The sequence below is a fragment of the Streptomyces sp. NBC_01520 genome, from assembly GCF_045040375.1.
Lineage (GTDB): Bacteria > Actinomycetota > Actinomycetes > Streptomycetales > Streptomycetaceae > Streptomyces.
This window is the reverse complement of the sequence record NZ_CP109404.1, coordinates 193,628-215,481: the sequence shown is the minus strand read 5'-3', so window position 1 is coordinate 215,481 and position 21,854 is coordinate 193,628. Positions and strand designations below refer to the sequence as shown.

Below are 21,854 nucleotides of genomic sequence, written 5' to 3'. Positions count from 1 at the left end.
CGGTGACCGGCCCACGAGGGGCCGGAACCGGTCACTTGAGACCGGCGGTTGCGAAGCCCTGCACGAAGTAGCGCTGGCCTATGAGGAAGAGGACGACCATGGGAAGGGTGGCGAGCGTGGTGCCGGCCATCAGGAAGTGCCACTGGGTGCCGTTCTCCGTCTTGAAGACGGAGAGCCCCACCTGGATCACCCGCATGCTGTCCGTGTGCGTCACCAGCAGCGGCCAGAGGAAGTTGTTCCACGAGGACTCGAAGGTCAGCAGCGCCACCGTGATGAACGCGGGCTTGACCTGCGGGCTCATGATCCGGGTGTAGATCCGGAACTCGCCGAGCCCGTCGAGCCGGGCCGCCTCCTCCAGCTCCACCGGCAGGTCCAGGTAGAACTGCCGGAAGAGGAAGACCGCGAACGGCGTGACCGCCCCCGGGATGATGAGCGCCCACCAGCTGTCCAGCCAGCCGCTGCCGCCCTGGCCGAGGATGTCGTTCCCGCCGGCCAGCGGCATGAAGCGGACGATCAGGAACTCGGGCAGCACCTTGGTGTAGGTGGGGATCATGAGCGCCGCGATGAAGAGATAGAAGATCATCTCGCTGCCGCGGAACCTGATGCGCGCCAGGGCGTATCCCGCCATCGACGCGATCAGCACGTTGAGCACGGTGTGACTGGTCGCGATGATGAGACTGTTGCGGGCGTACGTGGCGAACGGCGCTGCCTTCAGCGCGTCGGCGTAGTTCCCGAACTCCCAGTGCTCCGGGAGCAGTCCGGCATCCTGCGACGCGATCTCCACAGGCGTCTTGAGCGAGGTGAGCACCATCCAGGCGAACGGCACCACCATCAGCAGGGAGACCAGGGAAAGCGTCACGTAGAGCGCGATCCGGCCGGCGGAGACCGGCTTCCTCTCGGCCACGACCCTCGGCGCGGGTGCCGGCTTCTGCAGCTCAGCTGTGGCCACGACTGCCTCCCATGATCCGCTTGTTGACCAGGGTGAAGCCCATCAGCAGCACGAAGAGCACCAGTGACTGTGCGCTGGCGTAGCCGACGCGGAATTCCCGGAAGGCGGACTTGTAGATCTCGTACGTCATCATCGTGGTGCTGTTGGCGGGGCCGCCGTCGGTCAGGATGTAGATCTGGTCGAAGGACTGGAAGGCCGTGATCATCGAGGTGATCAGCACGAAGAACGTCGCCGGCTTCAGCAGCGGCAGCGTGATCGAGAAGAACTGCCGGACCTTGGACGCCCCGTCCACCGAAGCCGCCTCGTACAGCTCCTTCGGCAGGGACTGCAGCGCGGCCAGATAGATGAGCATCTTCATGCCGATGCCCTGCCAGATCCCCACCAGGATCACCGAGGGCATCGCCCACGTCGTCGAGGAGAGCCAGGCGGGCCCGTCGATGCCCAGGAACGACAGCAGCGCGTTGAGCAGCCCGTTGCCGGGGTTGTAGATCCACAGCCAGACCAGGGCGATCGCGACGGTGGCCGTGACCTGGGGCAGGAACACCGCCGTACGGAAGAGGCCGCGCGCCTTGAGCCCCGTGTGCAGGGCCAGTGCCACCAGCAGGCCGAGCGCCATGCCGAAGGGCACCGTGAAGAAGGTGTAGACGAGCGTGTTGACGACGGACTTGCGGAAGACCGCGTCGTCCAGCATGTCCCGGAAGTTGGCCAGGCCCACGAACTCCGGCGCCGTCAGCACGTCGTACTTCGTGAAGGCCAGGGCCACCGAGACCACGACCGGAAGACCGATCCACAGCGAGGCGTGCAGCAGCGCGGGCGCCACCATGAGCATGCCCGCGCGGCGCCGACGGCGCCCCGGGCCCGTGGGGGCCCGGCGGGGACGCTTCGTCGCGGAGGTCTCGGGAGGGGAAGGCGGCCGGGCGGGCCGTGCCTTCACTACGGATGTTGCCACGGTGTCGGTCCTTACATCCGGCCGATGGCGGCCTCGGCGAGACGGCCGAGCTCCGCGATGGCGTCCTTCGCGGACTGACCGCCCACGATCGCGGGCTCCAGCGTCGGCTTGATCTTTTCGCGGATCTCCATCCAGGCAGCGGTGCCGCCCTCCGAGACGGCGTGCTGCAGGTTCTGCAGGGAGAGATCGACGAACTGGTTCTCCTTGACGTAACCCGACTCGTTGAGGTCCCGGAGACCGGGAACCGAGCCGCGCTGCTCCGCCGCGCCGAGGATCGACTCGGGGTTAGACAGGTACTCGACGAGCGCGCGGGCGGCGGCCGGGTGCTTGGACCGTGCCGACTGGGTGACGAGCGTGCCGCCCTGGAGCATGGCCGGCCTGCGGTTGGCCAGGACGAACGCACCGAGCTTGTCGTCCTCGATCAGCTCCGGGTTCTGCTCCTTGGCCTGCACCCACAGGGCGCTCGTCGACATCATCATCGACGCCTTGCCCGTCTGGACGTTGGACGGGGCTCCGGCGTCCGTCTTCTTCGCGTAGTCGGCAGAGCCGTCCTTCACCAGATCCTTGAAGAACTGCAGTGCCTCGACGCCGCGCGCGTCCGTGAACAGCACCTTCTTGCCGTCCGCGCTGAACAACTGGCCGCCGTTGGCGAAGAGGAAGGTCTCCCAGCACTGGCGCAGATCGATGGAGAACGGGTCGAATCCGATGCGGTCGCCCCCGGTCAACTGCTTCGCGACGGCGCGCAGCTCCGCCCAGTTGGCCGGGGTCTTCTTGATCCCGGCCTCCGCGAAGTGGTCCTTGCGGTACACGACGATGCGGGTGTCGAGGACGACGGGCAGCGCGTAGAGCTTGCCGTCGTAGCGTGACGGCTCCAGCACGCGCTTCTCGTAGTCGTGCGCGGTGGCGAGCTCCTCGGGAAGCTCGGCGATCGCCTTCTTCGCGGCGAAGGGAGGGATCCAGCCGACGCCCATCATCAGCACGTCGGGCAGCAGTCCGCCCGCGAGACCGGTGGTGATCTTCTCGTTGAGCTGCAGATACGTGGTGTAGTCCACGTTCACCTTGACGTCCGGATACTTCTTCCGGAACCCGCCGAGGATCTTCCCCTCCAGCAGGGTCTTGCCCTTCGCACCCTCGTAGATCGGGGTGAGCAGCGTGATCTCGCCCTCGGCGGGGCCGTCCGCCGAACCTGCCGCCGTGGAGCCGCCGCCGCAGCCTGCGAGGGCGGCGGCAGCGGTACCCGCGCCGATGGCAGCGAGGACGGACCGTCTGTTGAGTTCCATGGGCACCCCTTTTGAGGTGGAGTCGGTGGATCGATCCAGCGATGCCATCTCAGTCATGGCCGAGAAGTGCTGGTAAATCGATGCACTGATGCTAAGAACGCTCCGAGAGCGGCGTCAACAGCTGATGCACATGAATTTTCAGGGATGTTAACGGGTGTACCGGTGAAGTACGTTCAGTAAATCGATACACTAGGGTCAGCAGTGCGTTCCGAACCGGAGGTGGCATGAGCGGGGTAACGATCCATCAGGTCGCGGAGGCAGCAGGAGTCTCCGCGAGCACGGTCTCCAACGTCCTCAACGGACGTACCGACCGTATGCAGGCGGCCACCCTCGCTCGTGTGGAGCAGGTGATAGAGCAGCTCAGCTACCGGCCCAACCGGGCGGCGCGCATGCTGCGCACCGGCCGGATCAAGGTCATCGGCCTGATCGTGCCGTCCGTCGCCAACCCCTTCTGGGGCGCGCTCGCGAGGGAGCTGGAGGCCATCGCGCTGGCCGAGGGTTACCACGTACTGCTGTGCAACAGCGAGCGGGATCCCGCCCGTGAGCTCAAGTACGGGGAGGAACTGCTGGCCGACGGGGTCAGCGGGGTGGTCCTGTGCTCCTCGCTGCCCTCGCTCGACCATGTGGCCCCGCTGCTCAGCCGGGGCCTGAAGATGGTCGCCTTCGACCGCACCGCGCAGTCGGGCGATCCGGCGTCGCTGTCCAGTATCAGTGTGGACAACGCGATGGGCGCCGAGCTCGCCACCAGTCATCTCATCGATCTGGGCCACCGAAGACTCGCGTTCGTCTCGGGTTCGGTCAACAGCGTCAACCGCCGGGAGCGACTGCGCGGCTTCCGGGCCGCGCTGGAGTCGGCGGGCCTCGACCCGGCCGACGCGATCGTGTGGCCCGGCGCGGACACCACGGAATTCGGGGACAAGAACGCCGCCGAACTGGGCCGGAACGCCGCCCGGGAGCTGCTGTCGCGGCCGGACCCGCCCACCGGTTTCGTCGCGATCAACGACATGTGCGCGATCGGGATCTGCCGTGGCGCCAAGGACGCGGGGCTCAGCGCGGGGCGGGACATCTCGGTGGTCGGCTTCGACGACATCCTGCTCGCCGACCTCTTCGAACCCCCGCTCACCACGGTCCGCCAGCCGCTTCCGGAGATGGCGGCCGAGACCTTCCAGCAGCTGCGGGCCCGGATCGACTCGGCCCCGGGTGCCGGACGTTCACTGCTGATCAGGCCCCGGCTGGTCGTACGGGAATCGACGGCGCCGGCGCCGTCCCCGGCCCTCGCCGCGACGGGCGCGGGCCGCGCGGAGGCTGAGCGGGGGTGACGGGGTCGGCTCATGCCTCGGCCCTTCCGCGTCGGGCCCCGCACAGCAGCCGGCCCCGGACCCCGATGACGGCGGACCGCCCCGCCCGGTCTGGAGGACCGGACGAGGCGGGGTGCGGGACGGGAGGGACGGTTGCGGGCTTCACCCCTCCCGGTCCCGGCCGGTGACCGGCTCAGTTCATGAGGCGGTGCAGGAACCGACGACAGGAGCCGAGGTGTTGCCGTTGGTGTTGACGGTGAACCCGAAGGACGTCGAGGCGCCCGCAGCGAGACTCCCGTTGTACGTGGGCCTGATCGTCATGACGTTGCCACTGGAGTCCCAGGTGGGCGAGCCGTTCCAGGTGGCGGAGACTTTCTGCGGCGACGTCACGGTCACCGGAACCGTCCAGGTGCTGATCGCCGAACTGCCGGCCTTGATGGTCACCTGCCCGTTGTAACCGCCGTTCCAGGTGGCGGTCTGGGTGTAGGTGGCCGTGCAACTGCCGGAACCGCCGCCGTCGCCGCCACCGGGGGACCCGCCGAGCGCGGCGAGCACCGCGTCGTACGCCGGCTTCCTGTCGTAGTTCCCGTCGAACAGCAGCGGGGTGCCGCTGCTGCGCCACGAGTACTTGTCGGTGACCCCCCACACCGTGATGCCGGTGCAGCGCGAGACCGCCAGGCAGGCGTTCACGACACTGGTGTAGGAAGCGGCCTGGGCCGAGCCCGATCCCTCGATGTCCAGCTCCGTGATCTGCACGTCGACACCGAGGTCGGCGAAGCGCTGCAGATTGGCGCGGTAGTCGGAGGGGACGGGGGAGTTGCTGTTGAAGTGCGACTGGAAGCCGACGCAGTCGATCGGCACACCACGCTGCTTGAAGTCCTTCACCATGTCGTAGACCGCGTTGCTCTTCGCGTTCTGACCGTCGGTGTTGTAGTCGTTGTAGCAGAGCTTGGCGTCGGCATCGACCGTACGCGCGGTACGGAACGCCTCCTCGATGAAGCCGTTCCCGAGCTTGTCCTGGAACGGCGAACTGCGGCGCGCCCCGCTGCTGCCGTCCTGGTACGCCTCGTTCACCACGTCCCAGGAGTCGATCTTCCCCTTGTAGTGGGTCATCACCTGCGTGATGTGGTTGTTCATAGCCGTACGGAGATCGGCGGCGCCCAGGCCGCCGACCCAGCCCGGCAACTGCGAATGCCAGACGAGCGTGTGGCCCCGTACCTTCATGCCCTTGCTCTGGGCGTGGCTGACGATCTGGTCGGCGGACGAGAAGTTGAACGAGTTGCGGGTGCCCTCGACGGCGTCCCACTTCATCTCGTTCTCGGGCGTGACCGAGTCGAACTGGGCGTCCAGCGTGGACGCGTACTGCGCCTCGCCGAGGTGGTTGGCGGCCACCGCCGTGCCGAAGTACCGGCCCTTCGCCTCCGCGGCGTTGCCGAGCGTACCGACGGCCTCCGCCGGACCGGCGAGCGACACCACGCCCGCCACGGCGAGGACACCGGCCGTGACGAGGGACATTGCCCGTCCGGTACGGGCCGGCAGGTGCCGGCGGGCGGACATGCCGCCGGGGGATATCTGTGCCATCGCGTTTCCAGCCTCTTCTTCCGGATGCCGGGCGGATCCAACAGAGCGCCCGGACGGGTGAGTCGGACCGTTCGAGGTGCTGTGCAGCCGCCGGTGGATACGCCGAAGGGCGCTTCCGCGGCGGGAAGGCGAGCAGTGGTACAAGGGGAGCGAGGGAGAGTATGCGCCCAACGGGAAGTCGCGTCAACGGCATATTTCCGAAATATTTCCGAGCGAATAACTGCTCATCTGATTAGCCTCGCTCATTTCACCTGCTTAGCCGACGTGGTTCCGGTATGGAACGCGAATCATCAACAAGGCAGGGGCGTAATCACGCACGAGCATGACGAAAGAGATTCACAGCCTTGACCGAAAGTTTCGGTCCATGGTCTGCGGCTTCGCGCGAGGGGGGAGAAAGGGCCTTGCGGCCGCCGTGGAGAGGGAGAAAGGGCCTTGCGGGCCGCCGTGGAGAGGGAGCCGGCGAAGACCGCGAGCGTCCACGGGGAAGCACGAATCTCCTACGTGGAGTCGATCACTAACGACGACATCCGCTTCATCGTCGATGCCGAACAGATGCCGTTCGCCCGGCCCGTGTTCCCCGATGCCCGAGGGGCTGCCCACCGATGCCCGGGGAACGCTGAAGTTATCCCACACCCCCGGGGCGGAGCCACGGGCTGGGCGGCGGCGCGGGTGGACCGCCTGGTCGCCGGCGGCCGGACGGCGACCCTGACCGCGATCGTGACGAAGCCGAACGTCGAGGAGGCCGGCGCCCGGCTGGGCATCAGCGTCCAGCAGGGCGGCAAGGGTGAGCCGGACCGGCTCGGCTTCTCCTGGGGAGGGGGAACATCGACCCGGGGAACGCCGATGAGAACGGCTGGCCCGTAAGGCCGCAGTCCGGTACGTGCATGGCACCCGCACCGTTCACGACCGTGATCGCAGGCGGCTTCGGGGTGTTCCAAGCCGCGCCGAGATCACCAGGTCTCCCGTGCAACCCGAGGCGGCGATCCGCCGCGGCTGACGCCCTGGTCGCCGGGACGCCCTTCACGGCCGCACCGCAAGTGCCCCTTCCGTCCGCCCGGCGCCGCACGCCGCCGCGCTGACCCCGGTGCCTTACGGGCTGCGGCGCATCGCCATCGTCCCATGGCCGTACCGATGGTCCCCGAGGCCGGAGAAGAGCGCGGCCCGTCCCCGACTCGGCCCGCGCCCGCTTTCGCGTCCCGTGGCGCTTGTCTCAACTGCCGGTCAGGGAAAGGCCGATCACGACGCCTGCCGACACCGTCACCTTGCCGGGCGTCAGATCGCCCTCGCCGCTCCCGCTGTTCCGGCTGCGCCCGCGGGAACTCTGCAGCTGCTCGGAGTCCACGTCCTTGATGTGGGCGACGGGACCGAGCCGGACCTCGGCCGCAGCGGCGTACAGGGCGGCCTTCTCAGGCCCCGGCCACCGCCGCCGTACGCGCCTGGGCGCGCAGCTCCTTCCTGGTGCGCACATCGAATTCGACACCCCTGACCTGGTTGGCCCCCGCTTCGACGACATCGACGAGCACGGTCTGCGGGATGTCCGGATCCCGCAGCTCGATCACGAACGACGCGGTGCACTCGTAGCCCAGGAACATGCGTCCGCTGCCGTACGTCCACGGCGAGCGTGACGTCGACACGGCGGTGTCGGGTATCCGGTGCCCGCGCAGGACCTCGCGGATCCGGTTCACCCCGCCCCGGGTGGCGGCGAACGCCTCACCCGGCTTGTTCCTGGTCCGCTCGATCGCGACGCGGAGGCGTGCCAGGTCGGGCGCGGCGTCCACGCTCGCCGCCCCGAACACCGACACGCCCCACGGAGCGTCTACGGACTGTGTTCCGTTCATGCCGGTCATCCGACCGGCGATTCGCCGGCCGGACCGCTCAGTCGGCGGAGACGGTCCAGCCGGTCGCCTCGATGCGACCGGAGTCGCCCGGCCTGTTCCCGTCGAAGAGGGTGCGGCTGCCGTCCCGGACGCGCAAGCCGTCGACGTACGCACCGCGCCCGACGTACAACCGGTCGGTGGTGTACCGCCAGCGCAGCCTGACCTCCGTGCCGCGCCAGGCCGCCAGATCCGCGTCGAGACGGTGCCAGACCCGCCCCGACCAGCCGGACACCGAGCCGGTCGGGTGCGGTTGATCCCCCTGGGGCCGACCCGAGTACGCGGGGGCGGTCGTGAACGGGACCGGCTGCCACGTCGCTCCGGAGTCCGACGACGCCTCCAGGCTCAGGAAGTCCGACGCCGGCTCGGTGTCCCACCAGAGCGCGCAGCTCAGCGCCGCGCGCGCGGAGACCGGGCGCAGTGCCGGAAGCGTCAGCGTGGCGGTGGCCGCGCTCTCCATTCCGGAGAACCAGGCGGTGCCGCCCCGGGCGGGACGGACGGGCACGGCACGCGCCATCCGGTTGGCGGCCGCGACCCTCGGCGCACTGCCCGAGCGCCAGTTGCGCACGGGGTGCACGGAGTTGCCGAGGATGACGAGGAACGAATCCGTCGTCGGGTCGATGACCAGGCTGGTGCCGGTGAATCCGGTGTGGCCGGCCGTGTGCGGGGTGGCCATCGCACCCATGTACCAGTGCTGGTAGAGCTCGAAGCCCAGCCCGTGCTCATCGCCGGGGAACGCGGTGTTGAAGTCGGTGAACAGCAGCTCCACCGACTCCTCGGACAGGATCCGGGACCTGCCGTACACACCCCCGTTGAGGAGCGTGCGGGCCAGGACGGCCAGGTCCCAGGCGCAGGAGAAGACCCCCGCGTGCCCGGCGACCCCGTCCAGGCTGTACGCGTTCTCGTCGTGGACCTCGCCCCAGACCAGCCCGCGCTCCAGCCCCGACCAGGGCAGCCGGGCGTCCTCGGTGGCGGCGATCTTCGGCTTCCAGGAGGCGGGCGGGTTGTACCGGGTGCGCTGCATCCCGAGCGGAGCGGTGATCTCCTCGCGGAGCAGTGCGTCCTGGGTGCGGCCGGTGACCTTCTCCAGGACCAGCTGGAGCGAGATGAGATTGAGGTCGGAGTAGAGGTACTTCGTACCCGGGGCGGAGGCCGGTACCTCGTCCCACAGGAGGCGGAGCTTCCCCTCGCGGGTGGGCTCCTTGTACAGCGGGATCCAGGACCGGAAGCCCGACGTGTGGGTGAGCAGCTGACGGACCGTGATGTCCTGCTTGCCGCCGCCCGCGAAGTCCGGCAGGTACGAGGCGACCGCCGCCTCCAGTTCCAGCGTGCCCCGTTCGATCTGCTGCACGGCCAGGATCGAGGTGAACAGCTTGGACACCGAGGCCAGGTCGAAGACCGTGTCCTCGGCCATCGCGATCTGCTGGTCCGCGGGGAACTCCACCCCCGTGTCGGTCTTCTCGTCGTAGGCCGCGTACCGCACCGCCTTGCCGATCGGCCGGTGCAGAGCCACGGTGCCGCCGCGCCCGGCGAGCAGCACCGCGCCCGCGTACCAGGGGTGGGCGGGCGAGTCGGCGAGGTACTTCTCCGCGTCGGACACGAGCCGGTCGAGCTGTTCCTCCAGCAGCCCGGCACGCGCGGCGGAGCCCCGGCGCAGCGTGGGTCTGTCCGACCCTGATCCCATACCCGTCCCGGTTCCCGCTCCCGTGCCCGCCGCCTCCGCGTCCTGCCCGGCGCCGACCGCCGCTCCCGCCGCTCCCGCGAAGGGGATCGGTGCGAGGGCGAGTGCTCCGCCCAGCGCCAGTATCCCGCCGCCCATCCTCCGACGGCTCATTCCCCGGTCCGACACGTCCCCGGCCATCCGGAACCCCTTCCCCTTCATGTCGAAAGCACCAGCACGAAAGTAACTTTCGAAATCTCGTCCGATGATGAAACTTCCTGCCGAAGCAGAGATTACTGTCACCTCCGCCGCCCCGTACGTCTCTGACGGAACAAAGAATCTGACGACACATCAGTAAGCTGATGCGCAGCGGACACCCCGGCCGGTGCGACGGCGAGGAGCGTGCGCCAGGGCGAACCGCCGTCGTGAACATCCGCCTCACACCGTGCGAGTCCCGCCCACCTCCGGCAGCCTGTGCCCCATGAACGCGAGCGCGACGTCCGTGCCCTGGTCACCCGGTGGACCGTCACGGTGCCGGTGATCGCGGCGCTCGCCCTGGTGTTCAGCTGGGGACGCGACCTCTGCCCGTTCGCGGTCGCGGTCGTCGCGCTCTGCCTCGCGGGCGCGATGCTCGCAGCCGTCCACCACGCGGAGGTGGTCGCCCACCGGGTCGGCGACCCCTACGGCTCGCTGATCCTCGCGGTCGCGGTCACCGTCATCGAAGTGGCCCCGATCGTCCCCCCGATGGTGGACGGCGGCCCCAAGGCGTCCACGCTCGCCCGCGACACCGTCTTCGCCGCCGTCATGATCACCTGCAACGGCATCGTCGGCCTCTCCCTCATGGTCGGCGCCGTACGCAGCCGGGTCGCCGTCTTCAACGCGGAGGGCACCGGCGCGGCGTCGGCGACGGTGACGACACTCGCCACCTTCAGCCTGGTCCTGCCCACCTTCACCATCGGAAAGCCGGGCCCCGAGCTCTCCCCGGCCCAGCTCGGCTTCGCCGCCGTCGCCTCACTGCTGCTCCACGGCCTGTTCGTCGCCACACCGTGCGGCACCGCGAGTACTTCCTGCCGCTCACCCCGGACGGCAGACCGCGCGAGGACGACGACCCGGCCGCCCTGCCGGGTCAGGGGCGACCACCCTCAGCCTGGTCATGCTCCTGGTGGCGCTCGTCGCGGTCGCCGGGGACGCCAAGGCCGTGTCGCCGACCGTCGAATCGGGGGTCGAGGCCGCCGGGATGCCGCAGTCCGTGGCCGGCGTCGTCATCGCTCTGCTCGCCCTCCAGCCGGAAACCCTCGCCGCCGTACGGGCCGCCCGCCGCGAACGGGTGCAGACCAGCCTCAACCTGGCCCTCGGCTCTGCGATGGCCGGCATCGGCCTCACAGTCCCGGCGATCGCGCTCGCCTCGATCTGGCTGGACGGGCCCCTGCACCTCGGCCTCGGCGCCACCCACATGGTGCTGCTCGCGCTGACCGTCGTGGTGGGCGCCCTGACCGTCGTACCCGGGCGTGCCACGCTGCTCCAGGGCGGGTGCACCTGGCCATCTTCGCCGCGTTCGTCGTCCTGGCGATCAGCTCCTGAAGCCTCCTGAAGCCTACCGAGGACCCCTGACACCCACGGCCGAACCTTCCGGTGACGGCCCGTCCCCCCGGCCCCCGTCGGCCCCGTGCCGGACGCCGGACTCTTGACCCCCGGGCCCCGGGCCGCCCAGGATCACGCCATGACAGGTGTACGCAGCAGCACAGTCGACGGTGTCGTGGCGCGCAGCGCACGGCGCAACCCCGGACGCACCGCCGTGCGGTACCAAGGCCGGTCCTGGACGTACGCCGCGCTGGACGAGGCGGTCGGCACGGCCGCCGCCGTCCTGACCGGCGCCCACGGACTTCGCCCCGGGGACCGGGTCGCCTCCTACGCCCACAACTCCGACGTGTACCTGATCGCCTACCTGGCCTGCGCCCGGGCCGGACTCGTCCACGTGCCGGTCAATCAGAACCTCACCGGCGACGACCTGGCGTACATCCTGCGCCAGTCCGGCAGCTCCCTCGTCCTCACCGATCCCGACCTGGCCCCGCGCGTGCCCGCCGGACACGCCACACGCGCACTGCGGGACGCACCCGACTCGCTCCTCGGTGAGCTGGACACCCCGCGCCCCTTCACCTCCGTACGCGAGACCGGCGCCGACGACCTGGTCCAGCTGCTCTACACCTCCGGCACCACCGCCCAGCCCAAGGGCGCGATGATGACCCACGGCGCCCTGGTCCACGAGTACGTCAGCGCCATCACCGCCCTCGACCTGCGCGCCACCGACCGGCCCGTCCACACGCTGCCGCTCTACCACTCCGCGCAGATGCACGTGTTCCTGCTGCCCTACCTCGCGGTGGGTGCCGAGAACACCATCCTCGATGCCCCGGACGCGGGCCGGATCTTCGACCTGGTCGAGTCCGGGCAGGCGGACAGCCTGTTCGCCCCGCCCACCGTCTGGATCGGTCTCGCCAACCACCCGGACTTCGCCACCCGCGAGCTCGGCGGCCTGCGCAAGGCGTACTACGGCGCGTCGATCATGCCGGTGCCCGTGCTGGAACGACTCCGTGCCCGGCTGCCCGGGCTGGCCTTCTACAACTGCTTCGGGCAGAGCGAGATCGGCCCGCTCGCCACCGTCCTCGGCCCCGACGAGCACGAAGGCCGGATGGAGTCCTGCGGCCGGCCCGTGCTCTTCGTCGAGGCGAAGGTGGTCGACGAGCACGGCAAGGAGGTGCCCGACGGGACGGCCGGCGAGGTGGTCTACCGCTCCCCACAGCTGTGCCAGGGCTACTGGGACAAGCCGGAGGAGAGCGCGGAGGCGTTCCGCGACGGCTGGTTCCATTCCGGCGACCTCGCCGTACGCGATCCCGAGGGCTACTTCACGGTCGTCGACCGAGTGAAGGACGTCATCAACTCCGGGGGTGTACTCGTGGCCTCACGCCAGGTGGAGGATGCTCTCTACACCCACTCCGCGGTGGCCGAGACGGCGGTCGTGGGACTGCCCGACGACCGCTGGATCGAGGCCGTCACCGCGATCGTCGTCCTCCGCGGCGAGGCGACGGAAGGCGAACTGATCGAGCACGCCCGCGAGAAGCTGGCCCACTTCAAGGCCCCGAAGAAGGTCCTGTTCGTGGACGAACTGCCCCGCAACGCAAGCGGCAAGATCCTCAAGAGAGAGCTGCGGGACCGGTTCTCCCCGCCGCGTTCCTGACGGCCAGGTACCCGGCGGAGCGACTGTCCAGCCGGCCTCTTAGCCCGTTCGCCGCCGGGCAGCTGATCGTTCCTCAGGATCCGCCCACGCTCGGGTGACCTGGGCAAACGATCACCGAGGGCCGGATTCCTGCGCCTGGGCGGGTGAAGCGACGGGTCACGTGTCCTGTTGCGGAGGTGACGGACTGTCGGTTGCCTCGGGAGCGGAGCACAGCAGAGGCGCCGCGCAGACAGGCCGGACCCTGCTCCCGTTGGAGGATCCTCATGCGCAACACACTCATCGGTGCGGGTATCTGTCTGGCCGCCGCCGCCATCGCCCTCTCGGCCCCGTCCGCGGTGGCGGCGGACGCCCCCACGGCCCCGGCGACGGTGGCGGCAAAGACCCCCGCCGGCGAACAAAGCATTCACATCCGCCCGGGGAAGGCGTCACCGGGCACGCAGGTCACCGTCAGCACCAGAGCCTGCGGCAAGGAGACCTACGGCAAGGGCGTCTCGGAGGCCGGAGGGGACTTCCACCTCTTCGCGGGCGAACGCCCGGGCGTACTCGTCGGCGTGTTCGAGATCCCGGCAGGAACCGCACCGGGCACCGACACCGTGACGGTGAAGTGCCCGCCTCGGATCAAGCTCACCGACACGTACGAGATCGTCGACCGCGCCCCGACCGGCGGCGTGGACGCCGGCTTCGGCGCCCCCACGGACCAGGGCACCCAACTGGCCGCGGGAAGCGTCCTGCTCGCCGGAGCCGCGGCCGGGGGAGTGGTGAGGTTGCAGCGCCGGACGGCAGCCGTCGGCGACTGACCCGAACCGTACGAGCCCTGTCGCGCGGGCCCCGGACGCCGCACCGGTCCGGGGCCCGCGGACTCCCCACCCACCCGCGGCGAAGCAGAGGCACACGCGATGGAATCCGGGCGCAGGACCAGCACCTCACCGCAGGCGTTCCCCGCGGTCAAACACCTCGTCTGGGCCCTGGTGGCGGGCACCGCCCTCGTGATCAGCGGAGCACGTGACGGGAACCCGCCGCAGCCGCCGGCCGCCCGGTCCGCGCTGGCCCCCGCACCCCCCGCCGCCGGCAGCTCGCCGGACACGGCCGCGCCGCCCGGCGAGTCGTTCCCGGCCCCCGCGAGCGCCCTCGCCTACCTGGCGCCGGTCCGCCTTGCCCCCGTGCCGCCCGCCTACCTGCGCGCCGACCCCGTACCACCGGCGCTCGCACCCCGACCACCCGTACGCCCCGCACCCCTGCGCCCCGTCCCGAAGCATCCCGCGCCGGCCGCGCCCGCGGCGACACCGGCCCCCGGCCGCGGTGCCACGCCGACCGCCGTCCGGCCGCTGCCGAGGTCGGAACCGGTCCGGCTGCGGGTCCCGTCCCTCAGGGTGGACGCACCCCTGATGAAGCTGGCCCTCGACGCGGCGGGAGCCCTGCAGCCACCGCCGGACAACAACCCGGTCCTCGCGGGCTGGTACGCCGGCGGAACCGTCCCCGGCTCCGTGGGCACCGCCGTCACGGCCGGTCACGTCGACACCCGCATGGGTCCCGGCGTCTTCCACCGGCTGGGAACCGTACGCAAGGGCGCCACCATCGAGATCACCCGGGCCGACCTGAGCACCGCCGTGTTCACCGTGTACGCCGTCGAGGTCTACGACAAGGAGAAGTTCCCCGACAGGAAGGTCTACGGCGCCTCCACCCGGCCCGAACTCCGGGTGATCACCTGCGGCGGCGACTTCACCAAGAAGGACGGCTACCGGGCCAACGTCGTCGTCTTCGCGACCCTCACGGGCTCACGCTGAGCTCATGAGGGCCGCGCGGTCCTCAGCCGGCGTCCCTGAGATCGACGATCCGCCTGATCTTGCCGACCGACCGCTCCAGCGTCTCCGGATCCACGATCTCGACCCCGACCGTCACCCCGACCCCGTCCTTCACGGCTGCCGCGATCAGCCGAGCGGCGACCGCACGCTCGTCCGGGGTGGCACCGGCCCGCGCCTCGGCCCGCACGGTCAGCGCGTCCATGCGCCCCTGCCTGGTCAGCCGCAGCTGGAAGTGCGGCGCCACCGCCGGGGTGCGCAGCACGATCTCCTCGATCTGGGTCGGAAAGAGATTCACCCCCCGCAGGATCACCATGTCGTCGCTGCGCCCGGTCACCTTCTCCATCCGCCGGAACACCCGTGCCGTACCGGGCAGCAGCCGCGTCAGGTCCCGGGTCCGGTAGCGGATCACCGGCATGGCCTCCTTGGTGAGCGAGGTGAAGACCAGCTCACCCTCCGCGCCGTCCGGCAGCACCGCGCCGGTGAACGGGTCGACGACCTCCGGATAGAAGTGGTCCTCCCAGATGTGCAGACCGTCCTTCGTCTCGACGCACTCCTGCGCCACACCGGGACCCATCACCTCGGACAGCCCGTATATGTCCACCGCGTCGATCGCGAACCGTTCCTCGATCTCGCGGCGCATCTCCTCGGTCCACGGCTCGGCGCCGAAGATGCCGACCTTCAGCGAGGTCGTACGCGGATCGACGCCCTGGCGCTCGAACTCGTCCAGCAGGGTCAGCATGTACGAGGGCGTGATCATGATGATCTCGGGCCTGAAGTCCTGGATCAGCCGCACCTGCCGTGCCGTCATGCCGCCGGACGCGGGAATGACGGTGCAGCCCAGCCGTTCCGCCCCGTAGTGCGCCCCCAGGCCACCGGTGAACAGCCCGTACCCGTACGCCACATGGACCTTGTGGCCCGGCCGCCCGCCCGCCGCCCTGATCGACCGGGCGACGACGTCCGCCCAGGTGTCCAGATCCCGCCCGGTGTATCCGACCACCGTCGGCAGGCCGGTGGTCCCGCTGGACGCGTGGATGCGCCGCACCCGGTCCTCGGGCACGGCGAACATTCCGAAGGGGTAGTTGTCGCGCAGGTCGGCCTTGACGGTGAAGGGGAAACGGGCGAGATCGGCGAGCGTACGGCAGTCCTCGGGCCGCATACCGGCCTTGTCGAAGGCCGCCCGGTAGAAACCGACGTTGTCGTACGCGTGCCGCAGGGTGGCCCGGAGCCGTTCCAGCTGCAGCGCCTCCAGCTCGTCGCGGCCGAGCCGCTCGGCAGGGTCCAGCAGAGCCGTCATGCGGATGGTCCTCTCGCCGGGGCGGACGACCGATCATTCGGTCGATCTTCCTGGGAGCAGTAATTCAGGATGTGCGGCGCCCTGGCAAGAGGGGCGACATCCCCCAGGAGAAGAGGCTGGTCAGAGGCCCAGTTCGGTGAGTCCCGGGTGATCGTCGGGCCGCCGGCCCAGCGGCCAGCGGTAGCGCCGGTCGGACTCCTCGATCGGCAGGTCGTTGATGGACGCGTGCCTCGCGCGCATGAGCCCGCCGCCGTCGAACTCCCAGTTCTCGTTGCCGTACGAGCGATACCACTGCCCCGAACCGTCATGCCACTCGTAGGCGAAGCGCACGGCGATCCGGTCACCGTCGTGCGCCCACAGCTCCTTGACGAGGCGGTAGTCCAGCTCCCGGGCCCACTTGCGCGTGAGGAAGGCGACGATCTCCTTCTCGCCGGTGACCCATTCGCTGCGATTGCGCCAGCGCGAATCCGGCGTGTAGGCGAGCGCTACCTTCTCCGGGTCGCGGGTGTTCCAGCCGTCCTCGGCTCGACGGACCTTCTGGACTGCGGACTCCCGCGTGAACGGCGGGACCAGCGGCTGTGCGGTCATGGGGCTTCCTCCGGTGCCAAGTGAGAACGTGCGTTCTCCTCGTCTGCTGCCGTACTGTAGGAGAACGCACGTTCTCACGCAAGGGAGCCCCCGATGGACCTCGCACAGGCACGGGCCGCGGCGCTCGACGCCGCGGAGGACCTGTTCTACGAGCGCGGAGTCCAGGCGGTCGGCATGGACGAGATCCGCGCCGCCTCGGGCCTTTCGCTCAAACGCCTGTACGGGCTCTTCCCGTCCAAGTCGGCGCTCGTCCGCGCCTGCCTGGAAGCCCGCGACACCCGCTGGCGTGCGCGGCTGGCCGCGTACGTCGACAGCCGCCCCGCGCCCCGGGACAAACTCCTCGCCGTCTTCGACTGGCTCCACCAGTGGTTCTCCGAGCCGGGCTTCCGCGGCTGCGCCTTCGTCAACGCCTTCGGCGAACTCGGCGCGGTCGACCCATCCGTCGCCGACGTGGCCCGCCGCCACAAGGAGGCCTTCAGTACCTACGTCACCGGACTGGTCGTGGCCGCCGGACGGCCCGAGGCGTCGGCCGCCGCGTACGTACTGCTCGCCGAGGGCGCGATCGTCACCGCGGCCATCTCCGGAACACCCGACCCCGCCCACCGGGCCGGAGAGGCGGCCGCCCGGCTGCTCCAGGACACCGCATCCCGCTGATCGCTCTGGGCGTACGCGCCCGCAGCCGGCCTACCGCCCTGTTTGGATGGCAGGCATGCCGACCTTCCGCACATACGACGGGACCGAACTGGCCTACCACCTCGCGGGCGAGGGCCGGCCGCTGATCTGTCTGCCCGGCGGCCCGATGCGGGCGGCCCGCTACCTCGGCGGCCTCGGCGGACTGTCCCGCACGCACCGGCTGGTCCTCCTCGATCTGCGCGGCACCGGGGACTCCGCGGCCCCGGACGACCCGTCGACGTACCGCTGCGACCGGCTCGTCGACGACGTCGAGGCTCTGCGCGCACACCTCGGCCTCGAACAGATCGACCTGCTCGGCCACTCCGCGTCCGGGAGCCTGGCCGCGCTCTACGCCGCGCGGTACCCGCAGCGACTGCGCACCCTCACCCTCGTCACCCCGAGCACCCGCGCCATCGGCATCCCCGTCACCGACCAGGACTGGCGCCAGGCCTCCGAACTGCGCGGCCACGAGCCCTGGTACGCCGAGGCCAGGGCCGCACTGGAGGAGATCTGGGGCGGACGCGCCACGGCCGCCGCCTGGACCGCCACCCTGCCGTTCACCTACGGACGCTGGGACGCCGCGGCTCGCGCACACGCCGCCGAGGCCGCCGCACAGACCAACTCCGAGGCGCGAGCGCGGTACTACCCGGCAGACGGCCTCGACACCGCCACCGTCCTCCCCGCCCTGCGGAAACTGCGGGCACCGGTCCTCGTCCTCGCCGGGGAGTACGACGGTGGCCCCAGCCCCGACCGTGCGGCAGAGCTCGCCGCGCTCTTCCCGAACGGGCAGTTCGTCGTCCAGCGGGGCGCCGGACACTACCCGTGGCTGGACGACCCCGGCTCCTTCGCCCGCACCGTCACCGCCTTCCTCGACCCCGAGGTCAGCAGCGTGCAGGCGGGCGGGATCCGGCTCGCCCACCGCACCTGGGGCGACCCCGCCGCCCCGCCCGTCGTCCTCGCCCACGGCCGGGGCGGCAGCAGTGAGGACTGGACACGGATCGCCGAACGGCTCGCGGTACGGCACCGGGTGTACGCACTCGACTTCCGGGGCCACGGACTGAGCGACTGGCCGGGCCGCTACTCCCTGGAGCTCTTCCGCGACGACCTGCACGCGTTCCTGGAGGTCCGCAACCTGTCCGGCGCCGTCCTGATCGGGCACTCGATGGGCGGAGCGGCGGCCCTGCTGCTCGCCGGGCAGCACCCGGCACTGATCGGCGGACTCGTCCTCGAAGAGGCCCCGCCCCTGCTCCCGCTCGACCCGCCCCGCCCGCCGGCCCAGCGTCCCGCCGGTGAACTCGGCTTCGACTGGCCGGTGGTGCCCTCCGTCGACGCCCAGCTGAACGCCCCCGACCCGGCGGTACGGGAGCGCCTGGGCGAGATCACCGCACCCACGCTCGTCGTCGGCGGAGCCCGCAGCCACATCGACCAGGAACAACTGGCGTGGATGGCCCGCCGGATACCCGGCGGGCGGTACGTCTGCGTCGACGCCGATCACCTCGTGCACCGCGACAATCCGGACGCGTTCCTCGCCGCACTGAAGGCGTTCGGCGTGGGGTGAACGCACGAGGTGAACGCGCCGGACGAGATGTCGGGTGCCGTCAACCGCGGTGGAGCAGCGCCGTCAGCACCTCGTGCAGAGCCGCCTCGGTGTCCGCCACCGCGCCTTCGGACCGCCAGGCCACGAAGCCGTCGGGGCGCACGAGAACGGCACCCTCCGGGCTCGTGCCGTGGGCCGCGGCCCAGTCCGCCCCGTCCGCGGGCTCCAGATCGGCACCCGGCGCCGAACCGATCGCGAAGGCGTCCAGACGGACCGTCAGACGCTCTGCCACCCGGGCCGCCGCCGCACGCCACTCCGGGTGCCCGGCGTCGCACAGCAGCACGAACGACCTCTCGTACAGATCCAGGGTCGACACGCGCTGCCCGTCCCGGCCGACCCACAGGTGCGGTGCGCGGGTGCCGGGTTCACCCGACAGCCCCATGCCCTCGGGCACCACCGGCAGTGCGGGATCGGCACCGACCACCGCCCCCCGCACATAGCGGTAGCCCAGCGCGACGGTGAGCATGCCGCCCTTGCGCCCGCCCCCCGGCCCGGGGGAGCCGGCGTAACCCGGGTGGCTGTGCTCCCCCGAGCGGGCCGACGCACGCGCACTCGTGGCCTGCGCCACCGGCAGCCGCTCCGCCTCGTACGTCTCCAGGAGCGCGGGTCCCGCCGAGCCGTCGAGCACCGCGGCCAGCTTCCACGCCAGGTTGTGGGCGTCCTGAATACCGGTGTTCGAGCCGAACGCCCCGGTGGGGGACATCTCGTGGGCCGAGTCGCCGGCCAGGAACACCCGGCCCGCCCCGTAACGTTCGGCCACGCGCTCCGCGGCGTGCCACGGGGCCTTGCCCGTGATCTCGACATCCAGACCGGGATCCCCGACAGCCCTGCGGATGTGCTCCGCGCACCGCTCGTCGGTGAAGTCCTCCAGCGTCTCGCCCCGGTCGGGCTGCCACGGCGCGTGGAACACCCACCGCTCCTCGTTGTCCACCGGCAGCAGCGCCCCGTCCGCATCGGGGTTCGTCAGATAGCAGACGATGAAGCGCCGGTCGCCCACCACCGAGGCGAGCCGCCGGGACCGGAAGGTGATGCTCACGTTGTGGAACAGGTCACCGGGCCCCGACTGGCCGATCCGCAGCTGCTCCCGGATCGGGCTGCGCGGGCCGTCGGCCGCCACCACGTAGTCCGCACGCACCGTGGTGTGCTCCCCGGTCTCCCGGTCCTTCACCACGGCGGTCACCCCGTCCGCGTCCTGCTCGAAGGTGAGCAGCTCGGCGGAGAACCGCAGCTCACCGCCCTCGGCGCGGGCCTGGCGGACCAGCACGGGCTCCAGGTCGTTCTGGCTGCACAGGCACCAGCCGCTCGGGCTGAAGCGGGCGAGCCCGCCGCCCGGGTCGATCTCCTTGAACAGCCACTCCTGGTCGTCGCCCGTGAGCGAGCCCGCCTGGAGGATCCCGTGGTTGTCCGCCAGCACCGAGGCGGCCTCCCGGATCTGCCGCTCCGTGCCCGCGGCACGGAACACCTCCATCGTGCGGACGTTGTTGCCGCGCCCGCGCGGGTGGGTCGAGGTGCTCGCGTGTTTCTCGACCAGCAGGTGGCGGACACCGAGCCTGCTCAGGAAGAGGGAGGCGGACAGGCCCACCAGGGAGCCGCCCACGATGAGGACAGGTACGCGGTGCTCGACGTTCTCGTTCATCAGTTGCTCCAGCTCGGACGCAGGACGGATGCAGTGTCCATGCCCTCGCACGGAGGCTTCGGCCATCGCCTCACCTGAACGGTTCATAAATCTCGCGCCGCACGTACCAGCGTTCCACGATCAGTCGCGGGAGCGAACTCGCGATGCGGGGGCGGACGTCACGCATCGGCGGACAGGGACCTGCTGCGCTTCCACCGAAACCGACGGATGAGGACGGCCCACCGACGTGGCCGCCGCACCGTCTCGAAGGAGAGCGAAAGATGACAACCCTCTCGGAACGGATATCTCAGTCGGCCTTCGACGGTTCGAGGCTCCGGGTCATACTGCTGCTGGACCTGCACGACGGCGCCCAGAACCAGTTCCTCGAGGCGTACGAGCACATGCGCAACCAGGTGGCCTCGATCCCCGGACACATCAGCGACCAGCTGTGCCAGTCCATCGAGAACCCTTCGCAGTGGCTCATCACCAGCGAGTGGGAGAGCGCCCCGCCCTTCCTCGCCTGGGTGAACAGCGAGGAGCACGTCGCGACGGTCCAGCCGCTGCACAGCTGCGTACGCGACACCCGCTCCCTCCGCTTCAGCGTCCTGCGCGAGACCGGTGTCGCCTTCGAGCAGCGGAGCCCGGAGCCCGCCAAGGGCCGCCTCCAGGCCGCCCCGCGCCTGGGCGACGGAGTGGTACGCCACGCGCTCACCTTCACGGTGAAGCCTGGCACGGAGGAGATGGTCGCGAAGATCCTCTCCGACTACGACTCCCCGCAGGCACGCGTCGACGAGAACACCCGGCTGTGCCGTACCTCGCTCTTCATGCACGGGAACCGCGTCGTACGGGCGGTGGAGGTCGAGGGCGACCTGATGGCGGCACTGCGCCACGTCTCCCGTCAGCCCGAGGTCCGGGCCGTCGAGGAAGCCATCAACCCGTACCTGGAGCAGGACCGCGACCTCAGCGACCCCGACTCCGCCCGGATGTTCTTCACCCGGGCCGCGCTGCCGACCGTCCACCATGTGAAGGCCGGCCGTCACGCCGCCGCGGACGTCCAGCGTCACGCGCTGTTCTACCAGGCCAAGGAAGGCTGCGGCATGGCGCTGGCCCGGCTGTTCGCCGGTCAGGACGAGGAGGCCGCGGACGACGCCGCGAGCCCCATCGAGAGCAGCACCATCTTCCAGCGCGACGACATCGTGGTGCGGCTCCTCGAAGTGAGCGGCCCGTTCGACGCCCAGCCCGCGCAGGCGCTCGGCATCGGCGGCAACCGCAAGGCCGCCATGCTCGGCCGGCTCCTCGACGGCGGCGCGAACGGCCTGCCCACCACGGACACGGAGGCCGCGCGTTTCCTGGCGCAGGCCGAGATGAGCCTCATCACCGACCGTCGGGCCGCCGAGTCCTGAACCGAGTCACCGGCACCGGAGGGGACCGCCCCGCGATGCCGTCACACCGCACCACGCGCC

Annotated in this window: 18 protein-coding genes and 1 pseudogene; 9 read left to right on the top strand and 10 right to left on the bottom strand. The window is 70.5% G+C overall.

The window, feature by feature from the left end; all coding sequences use genetic code 11:
- Positions 1–31 precede the first annotated feature (31 nt).
- The 3 genes from OG524_RS00990 to OG524_RS00980 are packed head-to-tail and all read right to left on the bottom strand — an operon-like array spanning position 32 to position 3,178.
- Positions 32–949 (bottom strand): carbohydrate ABC transporter permease, encoded by a 918-nt coding sequence (locus tag OG524_RS00990; protein WP_405392900.1) that lies wholly within the window; start codon positions 947–949, stop codon positions 32–34.
- Positions 936–1,898, bottom strand: coding sequence for a carbohydrate ABC transporter permease (locus tag OG524_RS00985; protein WP_405392901.1), 963 nt, complete (start codon positions 1,896–1,898; stop codon positions 936–938). Before OG524_RS00985 ends, OG524_RS00990 begins: the two co-directional genes overlap by 14 nt.
- 11 nt (positions 1,899–1,909) lie before the next feature.
- Positions 1,910–3,178, bottom strand: coding sequence for an ABC transporter substrate-binding protein (locus OG524_RS00980; protein WP_405808586.1), 1,269 nt, complete (start codon positions 3,176–3,178; stop codon positions 1,910–1,912).
- 224 nt (positions 3,179–3,402) lie between these two features.
- Between OG524_RS00980 and OG524_RS00975 the strand changes: the two genes are divergently transcribed.
- The gene (locus tag OG524_RS00975) at positions 3,403–4,497 is read left to right on the top strand and encodes a LacI family DNA-binding transcriptional regulator (RefSeq protein ID WP_405392903.1); all 1,095 of its coding nucleotides are present in this window, start codon (positions 3,403–3,405) and stop codon (positions 4,495–4,497) included.
- A gap of 177 nt (positions 4,498–4,674) precedes the next feature.
- Here OG524_RS00975 and OG524_RS00970 read toward each other — a convergent pair whose 3' ends face one another.
- Positions 4,675–6,033, bottom strand: a complete 1,359-nt coding sequence (locus OG524_RS00970) for an endo-1,4-beta-xylanase (RefSeq protein ID WP_405393396.1) — start codon at positions 6,031–6,033, stop codon at positions 4,675–4,677.
- A 525-nt stretch (positions 6,034–6,558) separates the two neighbouring features.
- On the opposite strand from OG524_RS00970, the gene OG524_RS00965 reads away from it, so the two are divergent.
- The gene (locus OG524_RS00965; RefSeq protein ID WP_405808584.1) at positions 6,559–6,921 is read left to right on the top strand and encodes a hypothetical protein; all 363 of its coding nucleotides are present in this window, start codon (positions 6,559–6,561) and stop codon (positions 6,919–6,921) included.
- A 346-nt stretch (positions 6,922–7,267) separates the two neighbouring features.
- Here OG524_RS00965 and OG524_RS00960 read toward each other — a convergent pair whose 3' ends face one another.
- From OG524_RS00960 to OG524_RS00950, 3 genes are all read right to left on the bottom strand, one after another.
- A complete protein-coding gene (locus tag OG524_RS00960; protein ID WP_405808582.1) occupies positions 7,268–7,399 on the bottom strand; it encodes a hypothetical protein in 132 nt (43 codons plus the stop codon).
- Between the two features lie 64 nt (positions 7,400–7,463).
- A complete protein-coding gene (locus OG524_RS00955; protein ID WP_405808580.1) occupies positions 7,464–7,895 on the bottom strand; it encodes an SIMPL domain-containing protein in 432 nt (143 codons plus the stop codon).
- Positions 7,896–7,932: 37 nt separating this feature from the next.
- Positions 7,933–9,792 carry a serine hydrolase gene (locus OG524_RS00950; RefSeq protein WP_405808579.1) on the bottom strand — a complete coding sequence of 620 codons (1,860 nt, stop codon included), beginning with the start codon at positions 9,790–9,792 and terminating at the stop codon, positions 7,933–7,935.
- A gap of 273 nt (positions 9,793–10,065) precedes the next feature.
- On the opposite strand from OG524_RS00950, the pseudogene OG524_RS00945 reads away from it, so the two are divergent.
- The 4 genes and pseudogenes from OG524_RS00945 to OG524_RS00930 all read left to right on the top strand — a co-directional run bounded on the left by OG524_RS00945 (position 10,066) and on the right by OG524_RS00930 (position 14,607).
- A pseudogene (locus tag OG524_RS00945) lies at positions 10,066–11,172 on the top strand (calcium:proton antiporter).
- A 139-nt stretch (positions 11,173–11,311) separates the two neighbouring features.
- Entirely contained in the window at positions 11,312–12,823 is a 1,512-nt protein-coding gene (locus tag OG524_RS00940) for an acyl-CoA synthetase (RefSeq protein ID WP_405392907.1), read from the top strand.
- 263 nt (positions 12,824–13,086) lie between these two features.
- On the top strand, positions 13,087–13,620 hold the full coding sequence (locus OG524_RS00935; RefSeq protein WP_405392908.1) for a sortase: 534 nt from the start codon (positions 13,087–13,089) through the stop codon (positions 13,618–13,620).
- A 99-nt stretch (positions 13,621–13,719) separates the two neighbouring features.
- The gene (locus tag OG524_RS00930) at positions 13,720–14,607 is read left to right on the top strand and encodes a class F sortase (RefSeq protein ID WP_405808576.1); all 888 of its coding nucleotides are present in this window, start codon (positions 13,720–13,722) and stop codon (positions 14,605–14,607) included.
- 22 nt (positions 14,608–14,629) lie between these two features.
- Here OG524_RS00930 and paaK read toward each other — a convergent pair whose 3' ends face one another.
- Both paaK and OG524_RS00920 read right to left on the bottom strand, forming a co-directional pair.
- Positions 14,630–15,919: a phenylacetate--CoA ligase PaaK gene (gene paaK / locus OG524_RS00925; RefSeq protein WP_405808574.1), complete on the bottom strand. Its 1,290-nt coding sequence runs from the start codon at positions 15,917–15,919 to the stop codon at positions 14,630–14,632.
- Between the two features lie 120 nt (positions 15,920–16,039).
- Positions 16,040–16,507 (bottom strand): DUF1348 family protein, encoded by a 468-nt coding sequence (locus OG524_RS00920; protein ID WP_405392911.1) that lies wholly within the window; start codon positions 16,505–16,507, stop codon positions 16,040–16,042.
- Positions 16,508–16,600: 93 nt separating this feature from the next.
- Here OG524_RS00920 and OG524_RS00915 point away from each other — a divergent pair, with 93 nt between their 5' ends.
- Complete coding sequence (locus OG524_RS00915) at positions 16,601–17,161, top strand: TetR/AcrR family transcriptional regulator (protein ID WP_405392912.1); 561 nt, start codon at positions 16,601–16,603, stop codon at positions 17,159–17,161.
- Positions 17,162–17,216: 55 nt separating this feature from the next.
- Positions 17,217–18,737 (top strand): alpha/beta fold hydrolase, encoded by a 1,521-nt coding sequence (locus OG524_RS00910; protein ID WP_405808572.1) that lies wholly within the window; start codon positions 17,217–17,219, stop codon positions 18,735–18,737.
- 40 nt (positions 18,738–18,777) lie between these two features.
- On the opposite strand, the gene OG524_RS00905 is transcribed toward OG524_RS00910, so the two are convergent.
- On the bottom strand, positions 18,778–20,412 hold the full coding sequence (locus OG524_RS00905) for an FAD-dependent oxidoreductase (protein ID WP_405392914.1): 1,635 nt from the start codon (positions 20,410–20,412) through the stop codon (positions 18,778–18,780).
- A 260-nt stretch (positions 20,413–20,672) separates the two neighbouring features.
- Between OG524_RS00905 and OG524_RS00900 the strand changes: the two genes are divergently transcribed.
- Entirely contained in the window at positions 20,673–21,794 is a 1,122-nt protein-coding gene (locus OG524_RS00900; protein ID WP_405392915.1) for a SchA/CurD-like domain-containing protein, read from the top strand.
- The last annotated feature ends 60 nt before the right edge of the window (positions 21,795–21,854 follow it).